Source organism: Tahibacter aquaticus, assembly GCF_004363655.1.
Lineage (GTDB): Bacteria > Pseudomonadota > Gammaproteobacteria > Xanthomonadales > Rhodanobacteraceae > Tahibacter > Tahibacter aquaticus.
The window spans coordinates 55011-75360 of record NZ_SNZH01000003.1; the positions used below are offsets into that span (position 1 = coordinate 55011).

At 66.5% G+C, this 20350-nt stretch carries 22 protein-coding genes; 15 read left to right on the forward strand and 7 right to left on the reverse strand.

What is annotated here, in order from left to right:
• Nucleotides 1-68: 68 nt before the first annotated feature.
• Complete coding sequence (locus DFR29_RS05825) at nucleotides 69-866, reverse strand: GntR family transcriptional regulator (protein WP_166653902.1); 798 nt, start codon at nucleotides 864-866, stop codon at nucleotides 69-71.
• Between the two features lie 136 nt (nucleotides 867-1002).
• Between DFR29_RS05825 and DFR29_RS05830 the strand changes: the two genes are divergently transcribed.
• From DFR29_RS05830 to DFR29_RS05845, 4 genes are all read left to right on the forward strand, one after another.
• Nucleotides 1003-2415 (forward strand): amidase, encoded by a 1413-nt coding sequence (locus tag DFR29_RS05830; RefSeq protein ID WP_133817651.1) that lies wholly within the window; start codon nucleotides 1003-1005, stop codon nucleotides 2413-2415.
• 99 nt (nucleotides 2416-2514) lie between these two features.
• Nucleotides 2515-3735, forward strand: coding sequence for a CaiB/BaiF CoA transferase family protein (locus DFR29_RS05835; protein WP_133817652.1), 1221 nt, complete (start codon nucleotides 2515-2517; stop codon nucleotides 3733-3735).
• Nucleotides 3732-4361, forward strand: a complete 630-nt coding sequence (locus DFR29_RS05840) for an alpha-ketoglutarate-dependent dioxygenase AlkB family protein (RefSeq protein ID WP_133817653.1) — start codon at nucleotides 3732-3734, stop codon at nucleotides 4359-4361. The genes DFR29_RS05835 and DFR29_RS05840 overlap by 4 nt, the downstream gene beginning before the upstream one ends.
• Before the next feature lie 481 nt (nucleotides 4362-4842).
• A complete protein-coding gene (locus tag DFR29_RS05845; protein ID WP_133817654.1) occupies nucleotides 4843-6081 on the forward strand; it encodes a threonine/serine exporter family protein in 1239 nt (412 codons plus the stop codon).
• A 43-nt stretch (nucleotides 6082-6124) separates the two neighbouring features.
• On the opposite strand, the gene DFR29_RS05850 is transcribed toward DFR29_RS05845, so the two are convergent.
• Nucleotides 6125-6436: an H-NS histone family protein gene (locus DFR29_RS05850; RefSeq protein WP_133817655.1), complete on the reverse strand. Its 312-nt coding sequence runs from the start codon at nucleotides 6434-6436 to the stop codon at nucleotides 6125-6127.
• 431 nt (nucleotides 6437-6867) lie between these two features.
• Here DFR29_RS05850 and DFR29_RS05855 point away from each other — a divergent pair, with 431 nt between their 5' ends.
• The gene (locus DFR29_RS05855) at nucleotides 6868-7734 is read left to right on the forward strand and encodes a hypothetical protein (protein WP_133817656.1); all 867 of its coding nucleotides are present in this window, start codon (nucleotides 6868-6870) and stop codon (nucleotides 7732-7734) included.
• A 110-nt stretch (nucleotides 7735-7844) separates the two neighbouring features.
• On the opposite strand, the gene DFR29_RS05860 is transcribed toward DFR29_RS05855, so the two are convergent.
• The 3 genes from DFR29_RS05860 to DFR29_RS05870 all read right to left on the reverse strand — a co-directional run bounded on the left by DFR29_RS05860 (nucleotide 7845) and on the right by DFR29_RS05870 (nucleotide 10399).
• A complete protein-coding gene (locus DFR29_RS05860) occupies nucleotides 7845-9542 on the reverse strand; it encodes a proline--tRNA ligase (protein WP_133817657.1) in 1698 nt (565 codons plus the stop codon).
• A 79-nt stretch (nucleotides 9543-9621) separates the two neighbouring features.
• On the reverse strand, nucleotides 9622-9936 hold the full coding sequence (locus DFR29_RS05865) for a DUF4124 domain-containing protein (protein WP_133817658.1): 315 nt from the start codon (nucleotides 9934-9936) through the stop codon (nucleotides 9622-9624).
• Between the two features lie 7 nt (nucleotides 9937-9943).
• Entirely contained in the window at nucleotides 9944-10399 is a 456-nt protein-coding gene (locus DFR29_RS05870) for a DUF4124 domain-containing protein (RefSeq protein WP_166653903.1), read from the reverse strand.
• 222 nt (nucleotides 10400-10621) lie between these two features.
• Here DFR29_RS05870 and DFR29_RS05875 point away from each other — a divergent pair, with 222 nt between their 5' ends.
• The 9 genes from DFR29_RS05875 to rimI are packed head-to-tail and all read left to right on the forward strand — an operon-like array spanning nucleotide 10622 to nucleotide 17539.
• Nucleotides 10622-11413: a CDP-alcohol phosphatidyltransferase family protein gene (locus DFR29_RS05875; RefSeq protein ID WP_133817660.1), complete on the forward strand. Its 792-nt coding sequence runs from the start codon at nucleotides 10622-10624 to the stop codon at nucleotides 11411-11413.
• Nucleotides 11410-13104 carry an ATP-binding SpoIIE family protein phosphatase gene (locus DFR29_RS05880; RefSeq protein WP_166653904.1) on the forward strand — a complete coding sequence of 565 codons (1695 nt, stop codon included), beginning with the start codon at nucleotides 11410-11412 and terminating at the stop codon, nucleotides 13102-13104. The genes DFR29_RS05875 and DFR29_RS05880 overlap by 4 nt, the downstream gene beginning before the upstream one ends.
• On the forward strand, nucleotides 13101-13439 hold the full coding sequence (locus tag DFR29_RS05885) for an STAS domain-containing protein (RefSeq protein ID WP_133817662.1): 339 nt from the start codon (nucleotides 13101-13103) through the stop codon (nucleotides 13437-13439). Before DFR29_RS05880 ends, DFR29_RS05885 begins: the two co-directional genes overlap by 4 nt.
• Nucleotides 13436-14236 (forward strand): MlaE family ABC transporter permease, encoded by an 801-nt coding sequence (locus DFR29_RS05890; RefSeq protein ID WP_133817663.1) that lies wholly within the window; start codon nucleotides 13436-13438, stop codon nucleotides 14234-14236. The genes DFR29_RS05885 and DFR29_RS05890 overlap by 4 nt, the downstream gene beginning before the upstream one ends.
• Nucleotides 14233-15039, forward strand: coding sequence for an ABC transporter ATP-binding protein (locus DFR29_RS05895; protein WP_133817664.1), 807 nt, complete (start codon nucleotides 14233-14235; stop codon nucleotides 15037-15039). Before DFR29_RS05890 ends, DFR29_RS05895 begins: the two co-directional genes overlap by 4 nt.
• A 22-nt stretch (nucleotides 15040-15061) precedes the next feature.
• On the forward strand, nucleotides 15062-15988 hold the full coding sequence (locus DFR29_RS05900) for an MlaD family protein (protein ID WP_166653905.1): 927 nt from the start codon (nucleotides 15062-15064) through the stop codon (nucleotides 15986-15988).
• Nucleotides 15985-16587, forward strand: coding sequence for an ABC-type transport auxiliary lipoprotein family protein (locus DFR29_RS05905; protein ID WP_133817666.1), 603 nt, complete (start codon nucleotides 15985-15987; stop codon nucleotides 16585-16587). Before DFR29_RS05900 ends, DFR29_RS05905 begins: the two co-directional genes overlap by 4 nt.
• Nucleotides 16584-17051, forward strand: a complete 468-nt coding sequence (locus tag DFR29_RS05910; protein ID WP_133817667.1) for a hypothetical protein — start codon at nucleotides 16584-16586, stop codon at nucleotides 17049-17051. Before DFR29_RS05905 ends, DFR29_RS05910 begins: the two co-directional genes overlap by 4 nt.
• Before the next feature lie 35 nt (nucleotides 17052-17086).
• Nucleotides 17087-17539 carry a ribosomal protein S18-alanine N-acetyltransferase gene (gene rimI, locus DFR29_RS05915; protein WP_133817943.1) on the forward strand — a complete coding sequence of 151 codons (453 nt, stop codon included), beginning with the start codon at nucleotides 17087-17089 and terminating at the stop codon, nucleotides 17537-17539.
• On the opposite strand, the gene DFR29_RS05920 is transcribed toward rimI, so the two are convergent.
• Nucleotides 17536-17841: a hypothetical protein gene (locus DFR29_RS05920; RefSeq protein ID WP_133817668.1), complete on the reverse strand. Its 306-nt coding sequence runs from the start codon at nucleotides 17839-17841 to the stop codon at nucleotides 17536-17538. The two genes, rimI and DFR29_RS05920, sit on opposite strands and share 4 nt — an antisense overlap.
• A gap of 64 nt (nucleotides 17842-17905) precedes the next feature.
• On the opposite strand from DFR29_RS05920, the gene DFR29_RS05925 reads away from it, so the two are divergent.
• A complete protein-coding gene (locus DFR29_RS05925; protein WP_243745972.1) occupies nucleotides 17906-18250 on the forward strand; it encodes a Rieske (2Fe-2S) protein in 345 nt (114 codons plus the stop codon).
• Between the two features lie 195 nt (nucleotides 18251-18445).
• On the opposite strand, the gene DFR29_RS05930 is transcribed toward DFR29_RS05925, so the two are convergent.
• On the reverse strand, nucleotides 18446-20296 hold the full coding sequence (locus tag DFR29_RS05930; protein WP_208113519.1) for an SLC13 family permease: 1851 nt from the start codon (nucleotides 20294-20296) through the stop codon (nucleotides 18446-18448).
• Nucleotides 20297-20350 lie beyond the last annotated feature (54 nt).

The following is a 20350-nucleotide window of genomic DNA, read 5'->3' on the forward strand; positions in this document are numbered from 1 at the left end:
AATCCAGCGCGTGCCGGGGCGCTTATGCAAAACCGTTTCAGTGCTGCCGCGGATGGCGCGCGCCGCGGCTATACGCCGCGCATCACGTCCGAGCGCTCGTAGCGCGTGATGTAGGAGAACACGTCGCCGGGATGCAAGGTGACGGCAACCAGCAGGATGCGGTTCTTTGGATCGAAATAGCGCCGCAGCGTACGCAATGCCGGCGTACCGGCCTCCACTTCCAACTGGTCGGCCTGTTCTCGGTCCAGCGCGACGGCGGAAAGGCTTTGCTCGACCAGGCCGACGCGGGCGAACAGCTCGCCTTCGATCAGCGCGCGCATGGCGTCCTCGACGCGGGAGAAGCCCGGCGGCAGGCCCTGCATGCTGGCGCGGCGGTATACATCGGTAATACAGAACGGCTTGAGCATGCGGCGCTGGTAGCGGATGCCGTGCAGCAGCACGCATTCGGTGCCGGCGCGGACGTCGAGCCAGCCGGCCAGGGTGGCGTCGGCCATCAGGCGGTCGCTGTGGCGCAGCTGGAAGCGCGTGGCCTGGGTGTATTGCAGCAGATCGTCGATGGAGCGTACGTACTGGTTGTAGCGCACCTGCGGTTCGGCGCTGCGTACCTTGGTGCCGGAGCCGCGGCGGCGTGCGATCAGGCCCATTTCCTCCATCGTGCGCAGCGCCTCGCGCGCGGTGTAGCGGCTGATGCCGAAGCGTTCGCAGAGCTGGGCTTCGGTCGGCAGCATGCCGCCGACGGGGTGGTCGCCGCGCTTGAGTTCGTCGCGCAGTTCGTCGGCCACCTGCAGATAGCGGGGCTTGCGCGATGAGCGCAGGCCGCGCCGCGTGGCGGCGGCGGGCGGATCGTTACGCTGGCTGTCGTTCATCGGCGGGCGGCGTGGTGCCTGGAGGGTCGCGTAGGCGGAATCGTAACGTCTGGCAGGGAAAAATACTGCGCGACGACTTGCGTTAATCGGCATATGCGCCGACGCTTGAGGCTTACTATCGGACGGGGAGGCATGGATGAACACAGCGACGTCGCCGCAACTCGAACCAGCGCGCCTGCGCGCCGCGAGCACCTGCCAGACTTTGCATTGGCTGGCATCGGGGCGTATCGATGCGAGCGAGCTGGCCGAGATCTATCTCGACGCGATCGCCGCGGCCAATCCACGCCTGAATGCCTATATCGGCCTGGATGCAGAAAAAACCCGCGCCCAGGCGGCGCAAAGTTCGCAGCGGCGCAGTGCAGGCCGGCTCAAGGGCCGGCTGGACGGCATTCCGGTCGCGATCAAGGACAATCTTGATGTCGCCGGCTGGCCGACCACGGCCGGACTGCCCGCCCGGCGCGAGCACATTGCCGGCAACGATTCCGCCGCGGTCGCGCGCCTGCTCGCTGCAGGCGCGGTGATCCTGGGCAAGACCAACCTGGACGAAGGCGTACTCGGCGCCTCGACCAATAACCCGCACTACGGCGCGACGCGCAATCCCTGGCAGCCGGAGTATTCGGCCGGCGGTTCTTCCGGCGGCGCAGCCGCGGCGGTGGCGGCGGGGTTGTGCGTGGCGGCGGTCGGTTCGGACAGCCTGGGTTCGGTGCGTATTCCGGCCAGCCATTGCGGCGTGTTCGCGCTCAAGCCGACGCACGGCGAAATTTCTGCGCGCGGCCTGGTGCCGGCAGCGCGGCGGCTCGATGCCATTGGCCTGATCGCGCGCAACGTCAACGATCTGACCGTGCTGCTGCAGGTGCTGGCCGGCTACGACGCGGAAGACCCGCGCTCGCGCAAGCGCCGCGTCGCGCTGGCGCCGCCGGACTGGGAACCGGGCCGGCTGCGCTGCGGCATTCCGCAGGATCTGGCCGGCCTGGGCACCACGGCAGAAGTGCTGGCCGTGTTCGAGCAGGCGATTGCGAGCCTGCGCCAGGAGCTGGGTGAACAGCGCGGTGTGGATTTTTCCGACTACCCGCTGGCCCGCGCCCGCCGCGCCGGGCTGCTGCTGATGGAAGCGGAAATGTGCCAGACCTTCGCCGCGGACATTGCCGACACCGAACGGCCGATTTCGCCGGCGCTGCGCGCGATGCTCGACTATGCCGCGGCCAAGTCGGCGGCCGACTACGTGGCGGCGGACCGCATGCTGGATGCCTCGGTGCTGAAGGCGCGGCGCGTGTTTGCCGAGGTCGATGTGCTGGTCCTGCCGACCACGCCCGCACCGGCGGCGCGGCTGGATGCGGCGGAACCCGCCGACCAGGCCCAGTTCACCAGTTTCGCCAGCCTGGCCGGCTGCCCGGCGGTCACCATTCCCATGGGCCGCTGCAACGCCGGCTTGCCGCTGGGGCTGCAGTTCGTCGGCCCGCCGGGTTCGGACCTGCGCCTGCTGGAGCTGGCCGAGGTCTGTGCCTCGGCGCTGGACGGCGCGCCGGACTATCCGGCACCGGGCGCCTGAGCCAGGCCTCGCCGCGGGCGCAATAAACGGATGGCGCCGGCCTCGTGCCGGCGCCAGTCTTCGTTGAAGTTTCCTCGCTATTTTCAGTGGGCTCTGGCCATGCTCAGCGGCATTCGCGTCCTTGACCTGTCCCGCATTCTCGCCGGGCCCTGGTGTACCCAGCTGCTGGCCGACTACGGCGCCGACGTGCTGAAGATCGAAAAGCCCGGCAGCGGTGACGATACGCGGCGCTGGGGACCGCCGTTCCTGCGCGGCGGGCAAAGTCCGGCCGTGGATGGCGACGTGGCGGCGTATTTTCTCTGCTGCAATCGCGGCAAGCGTTCGCTGGCACTGGATTTCACCCAGGCCGAAGGCCAGCAGATCCTGCGCCGCCTGGCCGAAGCCAGCGATGTGCTGGTGGAAAACTATCTGCCGGGCACGCTGCAGAAATATGGACTGGACTACGCCAGCCTGGCCGCGCTGAATCCACGCCTGATCTACTGCTCCATCAGCGGCTTCGGCCAGGACGGGCCGAATGCGGCACGGGCGGGCTACGACGCGATGATCCAGGCCGAAGCCGGCCTGATGTCGCTGACCGGCGAAGCGGCGGGCGGGCCGATGAAGGTCGGTGTCGCCGTGAGCGACCTGATGTGCGGCATGTATGCGGCCAGCGCGATTCTCGCCACCTTGCACGAGCGTTCTCGCACCCAGCGCGGCGCGCAGCTGGACCTGGCCTTGTTCGACTGCCAGGTCGGCTGGCTGGCGAACCAGGGCATGAACTATCGGGTTGGCGGCACGGTGCCGCCGCGGCATGGCACGGCGCATCCGAATATCGCGCCCTACCAGGTGTTCGCCACGGCCGACGGGCACCTGATGCTGGCGGTCGGCAATGACGAGCAGTTCCGCCGTTTCTGCGCGGCTGCCGATGCCGGGGCATTGGCCGCAGACGCGCGTTTCGGCAGCAACGCGCAACGTGTCGCCAACCGCGTGCAACTGGTTTCGGCGATGACGCCGTTGCTGGCGGCGCGCTCCACCCAGGACTGGCTGCAGCAGCTGGGCGAGGCCGGCGTACCGGCCGGACCGGTCAACGACCTGGCCGCGGTATTCGCCCATTCGCAGGTAGAGGCGCGCGGCCTGGCGGCCAGCCTGACGCATCCGCTCTGGGGCGAGGTGCCGCAGATTGCCAATCCGCTGCGCCGCGACGGCAAGCCGCAGCTCGCGCCGCTGGCGCCGCCGGACCTGGGCGAGCACGGCGAAGCGGTGCTCGCCGAGCTGGGCCTGGATGCGCAGCAGCGCGCCGACCTGGTTGCGCGCGGCATCGTCGGCGGCGGGCGCGGATGAGCGATACGGGAAACAATGCGGTGGTGTGGAAAACGCCGCAATGGCAGTCATTACCAGCGCTGCCCGGCGCGCAGCTGCGCCTGGCGCTGGACGTGCTGGACCGGCCGGCGGACTTGCTGGCGCAGCTGCAGCGCGAAATTCCCTGGGAGCAGCACCGCCTGCGCCTGTTCGGCCGCGAGATTCCGGCGCCGCGCCTGTCCTGCTGGGTAGGCGATGCGGAGGCGGTGTATACCTATTCGCGCGTGCGCTTCGAGCCGCGACCCTGGTCGCCGCTGTTGTCTGCCTTGCGTTGCGGCATCGCTGAAATGGCCGGCGCGGATTTCAACAGCGTGCTGTGCAATCTCTATCGCAACGGCAACGATGCCATGGGCTGGCATAGCGACGACGAGGCCGAGCTCGGGCCGCGACCCGTGATCGCGTCGCTGAGCCTGGGCGCGCCGCGGCGCTTCCGCCTGCGCCACAAGCGCGATGCGGACGCACGGCTGGAGATCGAGCTGCCGTCCGGCAGCCTGCTGCTGATGGGCGGCGATACCCAGCGCCATTACCGCCACGACCTGCCGCGCGCCCTGCGTGTGCAGTTGCCGCGATTGAACCTGACTTTCCGCCAGATCCATGCATCGGCATAGCCTGCGCCGGTAGCCGCGCCGGCTGCATGCAAGCGACGCTGGTCCGCTTGCGACCGAACCGGACACGCTGACGCGACCAGCGCTGACCAGCGACGGCGGTGATGCGTCGAAGAAAGCCGGCAGGACAGGGGTGAAACACAGGACAATCGGGTTTTTCACGCGATAAAGCGGCGTTGGCCTGATCGTTTCGCCAGGCGTTTGTAGATAATCACGCCGGTCCGCCTGGCTAATGCCTAACGATGGCCTGAACCTGTGTCGAGTGAATGGCTCAGGTGTTCGGCGACTGACTTGCCGCCGAAGCTGTGCCGGGCGCGTGCGTCGCACGGGCTTGGCTGCGCCCTTATTTCACGGGCGGCCGAATTCAATGCAATCTCTGATTTGTTCCGCGTTTCCTTGACCCAGCGAGTGTGTCGCCAAGCCCCATGCCTTCGAATTCTGCGGTTTCCCACGGCCAAGCGCGCTACTGTCGGCGAGTCGGCGCATGAACGACGCTGTGTCCGAATTGAAAGTCCGCGTCGGTTTCGTCATTGCCCTGGCGCGGCGCCTGCACGAGTACGGCACGGCCGCACCGCGCCTGGAAGAGGCCATAGGCAAGGTCAGTGCGCGCCTGGGCCTGGTCTGCGATGTGCTGTCTACGCCGACGTCGATCGTGCTGTCGTTCTCCGAGCAAGGCCGTGACCTGGATGCGGTAGCCGACATCACCCAGGTGATCCGCCTGGCCCCGGGCGAAGTGAATCTGCGCCGGCTGTGTGCCGTGGACCGCATCGCTGACGAGGTCATCGACGGCAGCCTGGATCTGAAAAAAGGCTATCGCCAATTGCTGGAGCTGGGCCGGCCCGCCAGTCCGCGTACGCGCTGGCTGACCGTGCTGAGCTTCGGCGTGGCCTCGGCCAGCGTGGCCAGCCTGCTCAAGGCCTCGTGGATGGATTTGCTGGTGGTCGCGCTGCTGGGCTGGATGATCGGCCTGCTCGCGCTGGGCGCGGAGCGGCGCGCGCGCCTGGCCCACAGTTTCGAGGCGGTGTCGGCGCTGCTGGCGACGACCATCGCGACGCTGTTCAGTGCCTTCGTCGCGCCGCTGACCTTGAACGCGGTGATCCTGGCCAGCCTGATCGTCTTGCTGCCGGGCATGACCTTGACCACGGCGGTGCGTGAACTGTCCAGCCAGCACCTGGTTTCCGGGGTCGCGCGCATGGCCGGCGCCACGGCGACCTTGCTGAAACTGACTTTCGGCGCAGTGGCTGCGACCCAGCTCTGCCGCGTACTCGGCGTCGAGGTGCCGGCGACGGCGTTGCCGCCGGTACCGATCTGGGTGGAATGGCTGGGCCTGCTGGCGGCGGCGCTGTCGTTTGCCGTGCTGTTCCGCAGTGCGCCGCGCGACGGCCCGCTGGTGGTGGCCTCGGTGATGTTCGGCTACGCGCTGACGCGCCTGGGCGGTGCGCAGTTCGGGCCGGAGTTCGGCGTCTTCATCGCTGGCCTGGGCGTCGGTGCCGCGAGCAACCTGTACGCGACCCTGTACCAGCGCCCCGGTGCGGTGATCCGCGAGCCCGGCATCATCCTGCTGGTGCCGGGCAGCGTGGGCTTCAAGAGTCTGTCCTTCGTGTTCGAGCGCGATGTATTCCTCGGCGTCGACACGGCGTTTTCCCTGATCGCGATTCTGGTGTCGCTGGTTGCCGGCCTGTTGTTCGGCGATCTGCTGGTGCCGCCACGGCGCAGCCTGTAACGCCAGCGTCACCGTCCTGGCATGGCCGGGACAGTGCCTGCGTTCAACCGATCAGCAACTCCTGTTCCTTCTTGCCGGCCCGCAGCGCGGCGCTGAACCAGCGCGGCTGCTTGCCGCGGCCGGTCCAGGTTTCGTCCGGTGCGGCAGGATTGCGGTACTTGGGCTTGACCCGGCGCTTGGCCGGCCGGGCGCCGAACAGCTGGTCGATGGTGAAGCCTTCCTTGTGCGCCAGCGCGAGGATTTTCTCGCGTACCTCGGCAGCGCGTTCGCGCTGGATTTCGTGCTGGCGCTGGTTGGCGCGATGAATGAGTTCGGACAGCTGTTTAGGGCTGAGAGAATCGAGGTCGATTGCCATGGCGGTCCTGTTGCCGTTTTTCTCAGTCAGAAGGCGCTGTTTCCGCCGGACGCGACCGTGCGGAAGTACGGCAGGCTTCTGGTGGTAAGGTCCCTGTGCGGCAATTTTGTGCCAAACGGACTTCGTGCGCAAAATGTACACCTGGCAAAGTCTGGATAAGTGTCGGTTCCGTGGCCTGCATAGTCGGCCGCTTGCCCGGCAGCCGCGCAAAACCCTTGCGCCGCACGGGTTGGCAGCTCTGCCGCATCGGGCGGCCGGCGCAGGCAAAAAGGCAGATTGCGCCTTGTTCCCGGCCACCCAATGGCGCTCGTGTCGGCGCAAGCCTTCAATCCTGCCGGCAGGGGTGGTGCTCTTGAGGCGGTATACGGGCTAATATGCTTGGGTATGCGGGACTGGCGGGGGCTTGGTTCTACACGTCTCAGGGGTGAGCAGTGGGTCTGCTGGACGAACTCGAACAGGAAGCGCAGCGGCGCAAAGCCGGCGTAGACGACCAGGATCGCGCCAAACAGGAGCGCGAGGCGGCTTATCGCACGCAGATCGAGCCGGGCATGGCGGCATTGCATGAATACCTGTCCAAGCTCACGCAGAACCTCACCTTCATCAAGCCCAGGAAGATCATTCGCCATACACTCGCCGGCTATGGCGACGTCGTGTTGCAGGTCGAGCACGAATACGATCTGAAGTTCATCAACAACATGCCGAATGCACGCGAGATCCGGCTTTCCTTCCCCTGTCTCATCGTCACCGACGAATGCCCCAACGTTGAAGTGCTCGGCGTGACCAAGGTCAAGACGATCGCTGGCGCGTTCCAGCGCTTTCATATCGGCGGCGTCACGGTGACCAAGAAGGACAACAACGGCGAAGTGATCGCGGCCAGCGTGCGTGCCCGCGGCCGCATCGTGATGATGGCGGTGTTCAACGGCGATGCGGAATCCGGCGCCGTGCGCATGCAGTTCAACAACTTCGACCAGATGGGCGGCCAGCAGACCAAGTCGTTCACGGCCGAGCTGTTCAACGAAGCGCTGTACGACGAAGTCGGCCGCTACGTGGCGCGTGAGCCGAACAATCTGTTCCGCGAAGCCTTGCCCGATGACTACCGCAAGCAGCTGCGCACCAAGGTGCAGCAGGAAGAGCTGAAGCGGCGCTGGGAAGCACAGATGTCCGATCGCCAGCGCGAAGAGCTGGCCGAAATGGAACGCCAGCAAGGACTGGGCGGCAAGCTGAGCAAGGTTGTCGACCAGGTCAAGGGCGGTTCGTTCTTCGGCAGGCTGCGCGGCCTGGTCAAGAAAGACAAATGATCCGCCGCCGACGGCAGCCGCTTCCGGCGCCGTCGACATTCTTCAGAATGTGACGAGATTCACATTTTCCGCCTGCAGCGATGCCCGGCATGGCCGGGCATCGTCATTTCTCAGGCAAACAGCGCCAGCACTTCGTCGCGGCTGAGCTGGCGGCTTTCGCTGTCGCGGCGCGCACGGTATTCGAAAGTGCCGGCGGCGACGCCGCGTTCGCTCACGACAACGCGGTGGGGAATGCCGATCAGTTCCATATCGGCGAACATGCCACCCGCACGCAGGCCGCGATCGTCCAGCGCCACGTCGACACCGCGCGCCTGCAGGTCTGCATACAGCGCATCGGCGACGGCGGCGACATTGGTGTCGTTCTTCGGGTTGATCAGGCACAGCACGACACGCCAGGGCGCCATCGGTTCGGGCCAGACGATGCCGGCGGCGTCGAAGTTCTGTTCGATTGCCGCGGCGACGATGCGGCTGACGCCGATGCCGTAGCAGCCCATGGCCAGCACCTGGCTCTTGCCGGACTGGTCGATCACGCTGGCATTCAGGGCTTCGGCATACTTGGTGCCGAGCTGGAATACATGACCGACCTCGATGCCGCGGGCCAGGCGGATCTGGCCCTTGCCGTCGGGGGATGCATCGCCGTCGACGACCTTGCGCAGGTCTTCCACCCGGCTCAGGCGCGCGTCGCGCAGCCAGTTGGCGCCGCGATAGTGCGAGCCGTCCTGGTTGCCGCCGCAGACGAAATCGGCCAGCACCGCGGCGTCGCGGTCGACGATGACGGGAATGGAGTCTGGCAGCCCTACCGGGCCGATGAAGCCGGGCTTGCAGCCCAGCGCCTTGACGATCTCGGCCTCGTCGGCGAGTACCGGTTCGCCCGGCAGTTCGGCCAGCTTGCTCGCCTTGATCTCGTTGATCTCGTGGTCGCCGCGTACGCACAGCGCGACCAGGCCGTCGTTGCCGCGCACCAGGATGGTCTTGAGGCAGCCGGCGGCGGCGACGCCGAGGAAGCCGGAAACCTCGTCGATGCTGCGCTGGGTCGGCGTGGCGACGCGCTCCAGTGCCGCAGCCGGCGCGGTACGCCCGGTGGCGGGCGCCATGGCTTCGGCTTTCTCCACATTGGCGGCGTAGTCGGAACCGTCGGAGAAGGCGATGGCGTCTTCGCCCGATTCGGCCAGCACATGAAATTCGTGGGTGACGCTGCCGCCGATCGCGCCGGCATCGGCCTGCACCGGGCGGAATTTCAGCTCCAGCCGGGTGAAGATGCGCGTATAGGCGTTATACATGTTCCAATATTCACGCTCCAGGCATTCCGCGCTCAGATGGAAGGAATAAGCGTCCTTCATGAGGAACTCGCGCGCGCGCATCACGCCGAAGCGGGGCCTGATCTCGTCGCGGAACTTGGTCTGGATCTGGTAGAAATTCAGCGGCAGCTGCTTGTAGCTGTGCAGCTCGGCACGGGCGAAGTCGGTGACGACTTCCTCGTGGGTGGGACCGAAGCAGTACCAGGCTTCCTTACGGTCCTTCATCTTGAGCAGTTGGCCGCCGAATTTTTCCCAGCGTCCGGTTTCTTCCCAGAGTTCCCGCGGCTGCACCGCCGGCATCAGCACCTCGATGGCGCCGGCGCGGTTCATTTCCTCGCGCACGACGGCTTCGACCTTGCGCAGTACACGCAGACCCAGCGGCGACCAGGTGTACAGGCCAGCAGCGAGCTTGCGGATCATGCCGGCGCGCAGCATCAGCTGGTGGCTGACGATTTCGGCGTCGGCGGGAACTTCCTTGACAGTGGCGAGATGGAACTTGCTCAGGCGCATGGGTACGGGCTACGGCGGAAAAGTCCCCGATTCTAGGGGTTCTGGCGCGCTTAGCCCACAACGGCTGCGTGCGGGCGGCTCAGTTCTGTTTCGCCGGGTCGGGCGGTATCGGGCGCTGGTCGGCCGCGTCCGGGCTGCGGTAGCCAGGGACGACATTGGTATTGGGATCGTAGGTGACGCTTTCGTACGGCCTGTCCTTGGGTGCCACATCGGTCACGTTCAGACGACCTTTCTCGTCGCGCCATTTGTACAGTACCGGCGCTGCCTTCGCCGCGTTCGGCGACAGCGGTACGGCATGGCGCACGGCGGTAGGAAGGGTTTGTGGCGCGAAATACCACCAAGCAGCCAGGGCGGCTGCGATCGCCGCCGCTATCCAGGCCAGGCTGCGCACCATGACGGGCTCAGCTGTTGCTGTCGGAGCACAGCGCCGTGGCGGAGGCGCGCGCTACGTCGAGTTCGACCTTGCGGTCTTCGCCCTGCAGCGCCGTGGGTTTGCCGTCGCCGCGATCGATGTTGATGGCCTGCGCACCTTCGAGCAGGCGTACGCGCTGCTGCGCTTCCTTGCAGCGCGCTTCGCGCGACGTGTCCTTGGCTACCTGGGGTGCTGCCGCGGGCTTGTTCGGATCGGCGTCGGCGGCGGCATCGGCCGGTGGCGCTTCCGGCGTGGGCTGGCTGGTGATCGCCGCGCTCTGGTTGACGATCTTGACGTTGTTGAACTCGGTCCCCTTGGGCGGCGGCGCATCCGAGAAATGGATCGCGCCGTTGGCGTCTTTCCATTTATAAACTTTGTCAGCAGATTGGCCGGCAGTCGCGGCGACTGCTGCGAGCAGGCCGAAGGCGACGTGGGTGGCTTTCATAGGGGATTCTCCTGGTCGCGCAAGGGGATGCGCGGGTAATACGCGGGGCATTGGATAGCACTGTTGTCCGTACGATACAAGCGCTTGCGGCGCGGTACTGTGCGGCGTTGCAGTAAATTACGGTAAATCCCTGGGCTCGCTGGCTTTGCCTGCCGGCACGGCGCAGGACTTGGCTAGCGCAGGCCTATCGCGCAAGCTTCCCCCGCCACTACGAGATCATCCATGCCATCCAGCGACAGCCCGCCGCGCAAGCCCCACCGGGGTATCTATCTGCTGCCCAATCTGTTGACGACGGGCGGTATGTTCGCCGGTTTCTACGCCATCGTCGTCGCCCTGGCCGGCAGGCCGCAGGAAGCGGCCATGGCCGTGTTCATCGCTGGCCTGCTGGATGGACTGGACGGCCGTGTCGCGCGCATGACCAATACCCAGAGCGAATTCGGTGTGCAGTACGACTCGCTCGCCGACATGGTCAGTTTCGGCCTGGCGCCGGCTTTGGTGATGTATATCTGGTCGCTGTCCAGTCTCAAGCAGGTCAGCCCGTTCTGGGGCAAGGTCGGCTTTGCCGCCGCTTTCATCTATGCAGCCTGCGCGGCGTTGCGCCTGGCCCGCTTCAATACCCAGGTCGGCGTGATCGACAAGCGCTATTTCCAGGGGCTGGCCAGCCCGGCCGCGGCGGCCCTGGTCATGTCCTTCGTCTGGGCCATGAGTGCGAGCGGTTTTGCCGGCGATAGCGAGCTGGTACAGCCGCTGGCGCCCTGCGTCAGCGTCGCGGCCGGCCTGCTCATGGTCAGCCGTTTCCGCTACTACAGTTTCAAGTCCTGGCCGGACCGTGTGCCGTTCGTCGTCATTCCGCTCGCCGTGCTGCTGCTGATGGCCTTGTACATCGACCCGCCGCTGGTGCTGTTCAGCATCGCCGCGCTGTACGTGCTGTCCGGGCCGCTGTTCACCTTGTGGGGGCTGCGCCGCCGGCGCAGCCAGCGCGATGCGCCCAAGAGCGACTCGTCCGCGCCGTGAGCGCTGCCGACGCCCATCTGCTGGCCAAGGCCGCCGTCGGCGACGATGCGTATGCGTTCGCCTTGCTGGCAGAGCTGTCCGAAGCGTTGGCCGTATCGCTGGACCTGCGCCGCACCTTGCCGATCGCGATCCAGCGCATCGTCGACTACATGCAGGTGCAGGCGGCCTCGCTGTTTCTGTTCGACGAGGAAACCGACGAGCTGGCCTGCAAGGTCTGCGTCGGCCCGATCGACGTGCGCGGGCTGCGCCTGGGTACCGACCAGGGCATCGTCGGCCTGGCGTTCACCCAGGCGGCGGTGCAGATCGTCGCCGACGCGGCCAACGACGAGCGTGTCTACAAGCGCATCGACGAAGAAACTGGTTTCGTCACGCACAGCCTGATCTGCGTGCCGCTGACGGCGGCCAAGGGCACCATCGGTGTGCTGGAGCTAATCAACAAGCTCGACGGTGCCGCCTTCGATGCGACCGATGCCGGCATCCTGCGCCTGCTGGCCGTGCCCACGGCACTGGCCATTAACAACGCACGCATGGCCACGGCGCTGATCGAGCAGCAGCGCCTCAAGCGCGAATTCGATCTGGCCCGGCGGCTGCAGAAGCTGCTGCTGCCCAAGCGCCGCCGGGCCGGCTTTCCGTTGCTGGCAGTGAATGTGCCGGCGCACGAGATCTCCGGCGATTTCTACGACTATTTCGACCTGGCCGACGGCCGTATCGGCTTTGTCATCGGCGATGTCTCGGGCAAGGGCCTGGATGCGGCGCTGCTGATGACGCGCGCGGCCAGCCTGCTGCGCTGGGCCGGCAAGGACGGGCTGGCGCCGGACGAATGGTTGCGCCGGGCCAACGAGGAACTGTGCCAGACCACTACCGGCGGTCGCTTCGTCTGCGCCGCCGTCGGTTATTACGAACGCAGTACCGGCGAAGTACGCCTAGCCGGCGCGGGCTTTCCGCCGGCGCTGCTGCATGGCGACGGCGTGTATTGCGAATACCGTTCCGACGGTCCGCCGCTGGGCATCGTGGCCGGGCAGGAGTACACCGAGACGCGCCTGCGCCTGGGCGGCGCGGCGCTGTATTTCTTCTCCGACGGCGTGACCGACGTACGCGTCGGCGACGGCCGCCTGGGCCAGGAAGGCGTGCGCGGCCTGATCGACCGGCATGCGAGCGCGCCGCCGGAGGCGCGTCTGCGCCTGATGGTGTCGGAGCTGCGCCAGTTGCGCCTGGTCGACGACACCACGCTATTGCTGCTGGAAGAGCCGCGCGCGCAGACGGCCCAGGTATTGCTGCGCCAGACTTTCCCGGCCGAGGCGGAACGCCTGCGCAGCATGCGCGCGGATCTGCGCCTGGCCCTGCAGCGCAGCGGCGTGCCGGCGGATCTGCGCGATCGCCTGGTACTTGCCGTCGACGAAGCCTGCTGCAACATCATTCGCCACGCGTATGCTGGCAGCAGCGGCGACATCGTGTTGTCATTGCGCCGCGACGGCGATGTGCTGGACTTCGAATTGCGCGACGATGCGCCCGGCGTCGACCCCAGCCGCATCACGCCGCGCGACCTGGCCGAATGCCGGGCCGGCGGTCTGGGGGTGAATTTCATCGATGCGCTGATGGATGGCTGGCGTCTGCAGCCCCAGGCCGGCGGTGTCGGCAATGTATTGCGAATGTGGAAGCGCTGCCCGGCGCCGTTGGAGGACGAGGCATGAACGACATAGTCACCGAACAGCGCGACGATCTCACCCTGGTAAAGCTGGCGGGCGAGGTCGACCTGTCCTGGTCGGCGCGTGTGCGCGAGGCCATCCTGGAAGCACTGGAAACCCGCTCCGTCGGCGTCGATCTGGCCGCGGTCAGCTATATCGATTCGTCCGGCATTGCTGCCCTGGTCGAAGGGCTGCAGACGGCACGCGACGCGGAACGGCGCTTCGTGCTGATCGCGACCAGTCTGCCGGTGCTGGCCGTGCTGGAGCTGGCGCGGCTGGACCGCGTTTTCACCCTGTTGCCGGATGTGGGCAGCGCCTTGCGCCCGGCGGAGGTCGGTTGAGTATTGGCCTGAGCCAGTCGGTGGCCGCGCTGGGGCGCGCCACGCTGCAGTCGCTCGCCGGCTTCGGCTACTGCGGCATGTTGCTGATCGAAAGCCTGTGGTTCGGCCTGACCGGCTGGCGCAGCGGACAGCCGGTGCGCATCACCGCGATCGTGGCCGAGATGCGGCGCATCGGCGTGGATGCATTGCCCATTGTCTGCCTGCTCGCCTTCACCATCGGCATCATGCTGGGCATCCAGTTCATTGCGGCGCTGAGCGAATTCGGTGCGCAATCGCAGGTGGTCATTGCCGTGGCCAAGTCGGTCACCCGCGAATTCGGCGCGCTGATCACGGCCATCCTGGTGGCGGGGCGCTCGGGCTCGGCCCTGGCTGCACGCATCGGCTCGATGCAGGTATCGCAGGAAGTGGACGCGCTGGCGGTGATGGGCATAGAGCCGGTGCGCTATCTGGTCGCGCCGGCGCTGATCGCGATGCTGATCATGCTGCCGCTGCTGACCGTGTTCGCCGACGCGGTCGCGATCATCGGCGCGGCGCTGTACAGCGCGCCTGCGCTGAATGTGACCACCCAGGCCTATATCCTGCAGACCATCTCGCTGCTCAGTCCGGGCGACCTGTGGCAGGGCATCGGCAAGAGCGTGGTGTTTGCCGTGCTGATCACCCTGATCGGCTGCAGCACCGGCTTCAACGTCAGCGGCGGTGCCGAAGGCGTAGGCCGCGCGACCACCCGTGCCGTGGTGCTGTCGATCTGCTACATCATCGTCGCCGACATGATCTTTTCGTTTTTCCTCAACCGATGAACGACGCGCGCGAACCGCTGATCGAGGTGCATGGCCTCGAAGCCTGGTACGGCAAACGCCGCATTCTTCACGATGTGGATTTTCGCGTAGACGCAGGCGAGATCCGCGTCATCATGGGGGGCTCGGGTTCGGGCAAGAGCACCTTGCTGCGGCATCTGCTCGGCCTGCACCGGGCCACCGCAGGCAGCATCCGCTTGCTCGGCACCGACATCACCCGCGCCGGGCCGCGCGAGATGCAGCTGCTGCGGCGCAAGCTCGGCGTGTCGTTCCAGGGGGGCGCGCTGCTCACGTCGCTGAGCGTCGGCGACAATGTCGCCCTACCGCTGCGCGAACATCACAGCGACCTGGACGAAAACCAGATCCGCATCATGAGCCGCATGAAACTGGAAATCGTCAACCTCGGCGGCTTTCACGACCTGATGCCCAGCCAGCTTTCCGGCGGCATGGTCAAGCGGGCCGCCCTGGCGCGGGCGATCGTGATGGACCCGCAGCTGCTGTTCTTCGACGAGCCTTCGGCGGGGCTGGATCCGGTAGTCTCGGCCGAACTGGACGAGCTGATCCTGCGCCTGCGCGATGCGCTGCGCATGACCATCGTCGTCGTCACGCATGAACTGGAGAGTGCTTTCAAGATTGCCGACAGCATCACCGTGCTCGACCAGGGCCGCATTCTCATGACCGGTACGGTCGATGCAGTGCGCCATTCCGACAACGAGCGTATCCAGGATCTGCTCAACCGGCGGCCGCGCGAAGTGGTTGTCGATGCCGACGCGTACCTGCGTCGCCTGACCGAGGAAGCTGTATGAATCCGGCCCAGCGGAGCCTCGCGTGAAACGTGACCATGTGAATTACACCCTGGTCGGCAGCGTCGTGCTGGCAGCACTGGCGCTGCTGTTGCTGGCGCTGTTCCTGATCACCGGCCGGCGCGGCGGCGAGGCCGAATACCACACCTATTACCGCAATGTCAGCGGCCTGCGCGCGGGCGCGCCGGTGTTCTATCAGGGCTATCGCATCGGCCAGGTCGGCGAAGTGCTGCCCGAGCGCGGCAGCGAAGGCACGCGCTACCGGATCGAACTGAATCTGCGCGCCGACTGGCCGATTCCGGCCGATTCGGTCGCGCGCATGCAGTCCAGCGGCCTGCTCGCCGATGTGACCGTGGCCATCCGCGAAGGTACGGCGAAGGATGCGCTGGCCGTGGGCGGCGAGATCAAGGGCGAGGAGGGCACCGACCTGTTCGGCGCCATGAACGAACTGGCCGGCGAGATCACCACGCTGACGCGCAGCCAGATCACGCCGCTGATCCGCAACCTGTCCCAGCGCGTGGATTCGATCACCGGCTCGCTCGACCAGGGCACGCCGAAGATCATCAACCAGGCGCAGGATCTGCTGGTCCGCCTGACCCAGGCTTCCGAAGCCGTCAACGACCTGCTCAAGCCATCGAACCGGGCTGCGGTCAGCGACATCCTGGGCGAAGTGCAGGCGCTCAGCCGTGACCTGGACGTGACCAAGCGCAATCTCGATGCGGCCGTGGGCGACCTGGCCGGCATGACCAAGGACAACCGTCCCGGCGTCGAGGCCGCGGTGACCGATCTGCGCGCGGTGCTGGCGGCGCTGTCCAGCCGTATCGACGCGATCACCCACCATATGGATTCGGCCAGCCGCAACCTGGATGAATTCAGTCGCGAGATCCGCAAGAATCCGAACCGGTTGCTGCTGTCGCCCAAGGCCGACAAGGTCGAGGAGTCCGAACGATGAGGCTGGCCACGATGGCCCTGGCAGCGGCGCTGCTGTTGAGCGGTTGCGGCGCTGTGCCGGTGCCGGACATGACCTGGTACCGCCTGCCCGATCCGGTATTGCCGCCGACGCGTGCGGCCCGGGTCGAATTGCCGATCGACGTGGCGGTGTTCAATGCCGACGGCATCTATGCCGACCAGGCCCTGATCTACGCACTGGACGTGGATGGCCATGCATTGCGCACCTACCACTACCAGCAATGGAGCGATCCGCCGTCGCGCATGCTGCAACGGCGTCTGATCCGCGTGCTGCGCGGCATCGATGCATCGCCGCAGATCAGTGACCGCCTGCCTGCCAGCGCCGACGCGTATCGCGTCAGTGCGGTGATCCAGCGCTTCGAGCGCGTACAGGACGGCGAAGAGACCCGCGTGGAGGTCGGCCTGCAGATGCGTATCGAACATGCCGGCCACTTGCTGGCCGAAGAGGTCTACAGCGCGCGCGTGCCGGCCGAGGGCAAGGAAATTCCGGCCACGGTCGCGGCCTACGGCAAAGCCATAGACCAGATCTATGCCTCATTCATCGCCCGCCTTGCGGGTTTGCCGGCGCGGCATCAGCCATGACGGCGCTGGCCTTCTCGCCGCGGCGTTTGCGCCAGCTCGATGCCATGGGCGTGGTTACCTATCGCCTGCGCCAGCGCGGCGCTGCCGTGACGGACGCGGGCGCGGTGGAAACGGCGGCAGCGGTGGCTGCCGTGCCGAATCATCTGCGCGTGGCGGTGATCAGCGATCAGCCGCGCGGCGAAGCGACGCGGACCATTGCAGCGGCACTGGGCATCGCCGAATCGGCTTTGCTCTGGCATATGCCGCGCGACGGCCGCCTGGCCGAGCTGGAGCTGGATGCCGCCGCCTTCCTGGTATTGGGCAATCACCTGGCCCGGGTATTGGGTGCCGAGCTGCCGACTGCGGCGCAACAGGCGGCAAGTATCGTGGTGACCTCGGCGCCTGCGCAGTGGCGCGGCGACGGCATGGCCAAACGCCTGCTCTGGCAGGCCTTGCGGCCGCTGCGGCGGCAATTGCGGGAGTAGGCGTGGTTGCCATCCTGAAATCCGGCTTGCCGGAAATGCGTCCGTTGCGCAACGAGGAAATTCCCCAGGTTGCGGCGCTGGAGGCGCGCGCCTACGAATTTCCCTGGAGCGAAGGCATCTTCCGCGACTGTGTGCGTGCCGGCTACAACTGCTGGGTGCTGGTGCGCGAGGAAAGCCTGATCGGCTATGGCGTGCTGTCGGTCGCCGCCGGCGAGGCGCATGTGCTGAATGTCTGCGTGTCGCCGGATGCACAGGGCCAGGGCCAGGGCCGGCGGCTGATGCGCCGCCTGATGGATCTGGCGCGCTGGCACCGGGCCGAGCGCATCTTCCTGGAAGTGCGGCCGTCCAATCCGCGTGCGATCCAGCTGTATCACTCGCTGGGCTTCAATGAGATCGGCCGGCGGCCGAACTACTATCCGGCCACGCGCGGGCGCGAGGATGCCATCGTGATGGCGCTGGAACTGTTTTCCGACACTGACGCCGACTAGCGGCGCGGCTGTTCTGCCGGTTCGCGCACGACAACGAATTCGCCTTCGATGACGCCGGGCGGTGTCGCCCGAGTGCTGCTGCGCGGGCTGGCGGGCTCGACATTGCTGTCGACCGGAGCCGCCGGGCGCGGCCTGCCGAACTGGCGTGTCGCCCAGAACACGGCACCAACGACGGCCAGCGCGATGACGACGAGAATGCCGAAAAACACCGTCGCGGCGGCGGCCACCAGGGCCAGCACGACAGACAGGGCACGCAGCAAGGGGTTGCGCGGGCGAGGCAGACGGAACAGCGCGGCGACCATGGGCAGTCGACTCCATGTGGCATGATGCATGGGCCCAGTGTGGGGTATTCCGGTAGCAACTCAAGTGCATGAAGTCAGTGCCGGCGCCGACAAGGCGCTTTGCCGTCTCGACGACATTCCCGACGGCTGCGCGATCGCGGCCGACATCGACAGTGCCACCGGCGGCTTCAGCCTGATCCTGGCGCGCCGTGGAGACAGCGTGCTGGCCTACCACAACGAATGCCCCCATGCCGGCCGCCGGCTGGACTGGTCGCCCGGCAAATTCCTGATCAAGGACGGCAATGTCATCTGCGCCGCCCACGGCGCCACCTTCGAACTGGCTACGGGCGCAGCGCTGGCCGGGCCTTGCCGCAGCGGCCTGGTGGCGCTGCCTGTCCATCTGCGGGATGGTGTGGTTTACCTGCCCTGAAAGCGGCGCCGATGTTTCGGCGCGGACGCAGGTTGGCGGTAAGCCGCAGGCGCTCCCCCGACATCGCGGTTTGCCACAATCGCAAAGAACCCAGGCCGAAGGAAGCATCGGGTTTCGGCGGGCGCTCCCTCGGCAGTGGTCTTTTCAGTGCGGACGGAGCTTGGTGCTGGGATGCGCCTGCGGCTTACCCGCAGCCTACGCGCGGCCAAAAACCCAGTTCACCGAGACCAGCAAGGTGAGCAGCAGCAGCAAGGTCAAGGGCAGGCCGACGCGCCAGAAATCGCGGCGCCGGTAACCGCCGGGGCCGCCGACTATGGTCAGCACCGGATTCGCATTGGCGATGACAAAGGTGTTCGAGGTGGAGATCGCCACGATCAGCGCATATACCGCCGGATTGCCGTTGGAGGCCAGCGCGATATTGATCGCCATCGGCACCATCATCACGGTAGCGCCGACATTGGAGATGACCTGGGCGAAGAACAGGGCCAGCACCGCGATCACCGCCTGCAAGGCCCATTGCGGCCAGGCACCGAGGTAGATCAGCACTTCCTGGGCAACCCAGGCGGCCGCACCGGTGGTGTCCATGGCCCAGCCCAGCGGAATCAGGCAGGCCAGGGTAAAGATGGTCTTCCAGTTGATCGCGGCATAGGCCTCTTCCATGGTCAGCACGCGGGCCAGCAGCATGCCGACGGCGCCGGTAAGCATCGCCACCGAAAGCTTCATGCTGGTGAACAGGCCCAGGGCCATGGCCAGGCCGAAAAACGTCAGTGCATGCCATAGCTTGGCCGGGCGCGCTTCTTCCTTCGGAATATCGGTGACGACGACGAAGTCGCGGTCTTCCGCTGCGTGGGCGAGGTCGCGCCAGGAGCTGTGCAGCACCAGCGTGTCGCCGGCCCGCAGCGATACTTTGCGCACGTCTTCGCGGAATACCTGCTCGCCGCGGTAGATCGCCAGCACGCTGATGCCGTGGCTTTTGCGCATACGCAGATCGCCGAGCACCTGCTTCACGTAGCGCGAGTTGGGCGGAATCACTGCTTCGGAAATGCCGGCGCGGCCGGGATTGAACATGTCGCCGAACTGGCGCAGGCGAGCTTGCACGCGCAGCAGCTGGTTCTGCGCGAAATCGTTGACCTGGTCGCGCTGTCCGAGCACGCCGAGCACGGTGCCTACCCAGATCATCTGGTCGGCCGGCGGTGCCAGGCGCGATTCGTTGCCGTTTTTCATCGCCAGTATCAGTGGCGCGCCGCGCATCTGCTCGACTTCGCCCACGCTCATGCCGACCAGCGGGCTTTCCGCCGTGACGGTGAGTTCCATCACTTCGCCGGCGATGCCGTAGGTTTCGGCGAAATAGGTTTCGGTGCGGCCCGGCGTGACCTTCTGCTTGCTCTCTTCGTCGGGCAGCAGCTTGCGCGTGAGAAAGAAGAAATAGGCCAGGCCGACGATCAGCAGCGGTACGCCGATCGGCGCGATGGCGAACAGGCTGAACGGGGCGATGGTGTCCGCGCCGGGCGGCAGGTTGCGGTTGGCGCTGACGATAAGATCGTTGAGCAGGATCAGCGGCGAGTTGGAGATCATCGTTGTGTTGGTGCCGGCCAGGATCATGCAGCCCATCGGCAGCAACAGCCGCTTGAGCGGCACGCCGGTGCGTGCCGACACCCGCGAGGCCACCGGCAGCAGCAGTGCGGCCAGGGCCTGGCTCTGCATGATCGAGGTCAGCGCGCCGGCCATCACGTTGATGGCCAGCGACAGGCGCGATTCGACGCCGGCGGAAATGCGCAGGATCAGGCTGGCGGCCTTGGTCAGCACGCCGGTGCGGTCCAGGCCTGCGCCCATGATCATCACGGCGATCAGCGAAATCACCGCGTTGCCGGCGAAGCCGTCGAACAGCTGCTCCACCGGCAGCACGCCGGTAATGCCGATGCAGACGATCACCAACAGCGCGACGAGATCGGCGCGGATCCATTCCAGCACCAGCATCAGCACGGTGAAAACGACCAGCCCGAACACAAGCATCATGTCGGTGGTCAGGGTCAGTCCGTATTCCATCGTCGCCCGTTCGATCATCCTTGCCGGCGCGCAGGCGTCGGCTCAAGCCGGCCT

What these genes read in the sequence shown, in the direction of transcription:
- DFR29_RS05840 (WP_133817653.1), top strand. Translation starts at nt 3,732, where the DNA reads ATGAGCGATACGGGAAACAATGCGGTGGTGTGGAAAACGCCGCAATGG.
- DFR29_RS05835 (WP_133817652.1), top strand. Translation starts at nt 2,515, where the DNA reads ATGCTCAGCGGCATTCGCGTCCTTGACCTGTCCCGCATTCTCGCCGGG.
- DFR29_RS05830 (WP_133817651.1), top strand. Translation starts at nt 1,003, where the DNA reads ATGAACACAGCGACGTCGCCGCAACTCGAACCAGCGCGCCTGCGCGCC.
- DFR29_RS05825 (WP_166653902.1), bottom strand. Translation starts at nt 866, where the DNA reads ATGAACGACAGCCAGCGTAACGATCCGCCCGCCGCCGCCACGCGGCGC.
- rimI (WP_133817943.1), top strand. Translation starts at nt 17,087, where the DNA reads ATGCGTCCGTTGCGCAACGAGGAAATTCCCCAGGTTGCGGCGCTGGAG.
- DFR29_RS05905 (WP_133817666.1), top strand. Translation starts at nt 15,985, where the DNA reads ATGAGGCTGGCCACGATGGCCCTGGCAGCGGCGCTGCTGTTGAGCGGT.
- DFR29_RS05910 (WP_133817667.1), top strand. Translation starts at nt 16,584, where the DNA reads ATGACGGCGCTGGCCTTCTCGCCGCGGCGTTTGCGCCAGCTCGATGCC.
- DFR29_RS05885 (WP_133817662.1), top strand. Translation starts at nt 13,101, where the DNA reads ATGAACGACATAGTCACCGAACAGCGCGACGATCTCACCCTGGTAAAG.
- DFR29_RS05920 (WP_133817668.1), bottom strand. Translation starts at nt 17,841, where the DNA reads ATGGTCGCCGCGCTGTTCCGTCTGCCTCGCCCGCGCAACCCCTTGCTG.
- DFR29_RS05895 (WP_133817664.1), top strand. Translation starts at nt 14,233, where the DNA reads ATGAACGACGCGCGCGAACCGCTGATCGAGGTGCATGGCCTCGAAGCC.
- DFR29_RS05865 (WP_133817658.1), bottom strand. Translation starts at nt 9,936, where the DNA reads ATGGTGCGCAGCCTGGCCTGGATAGCGGCGGCGATCGCAGCCGCCCTG.
- DFR29_RS05930 (WP_208113519.1), bottom strand. Translation starts at nt 20,296, where the DNA reads ATGGAATACGGACTGACCCTGACCACCGACATGATGCTTGTGTTCGGG.
- DFR29_RS05845 (WP_133817654.1), top strand. Translation starts at nt 4,843, where the DNA reads ATGAACGACGCTGTGTCCGAATTGAAAGTCCGCGTCGGTTTCGTCATT.
- DFR29_RS05875 (WP_133817660.1), top strand. Translation starts at nt 10,622, where the DNA reads ATGCCATCCAGCGACAGCCCGCCGCGCAAGCCCCACCGGGGTATCTAT.
- DFR29_RS05860 (WP_133817657.1), bottom strand. Translation starts at nt 9,542, where the DNA reads ATGCGCCTGAGCAAGTTCCATCTCGCCACTGTCAAGGAAGTTCCCGCC.
- DFR29_RS05850 (WP_133817655.1), bottom strand. Translation starts at nt 6,436, where the DNA reads ATGGCAATCGACCTCGATTCTCTCAGCCCTAAACAGCTGTCCGAACTC.
- DFR29_RS05870 (WP_166653903.1), bottom strand. Translation starts at nt 10,399, where the DNA reads ATGAAAGCCACCCACGTCGCCTTCGGCCTGCTCGCAGCAGTCGCCGCG.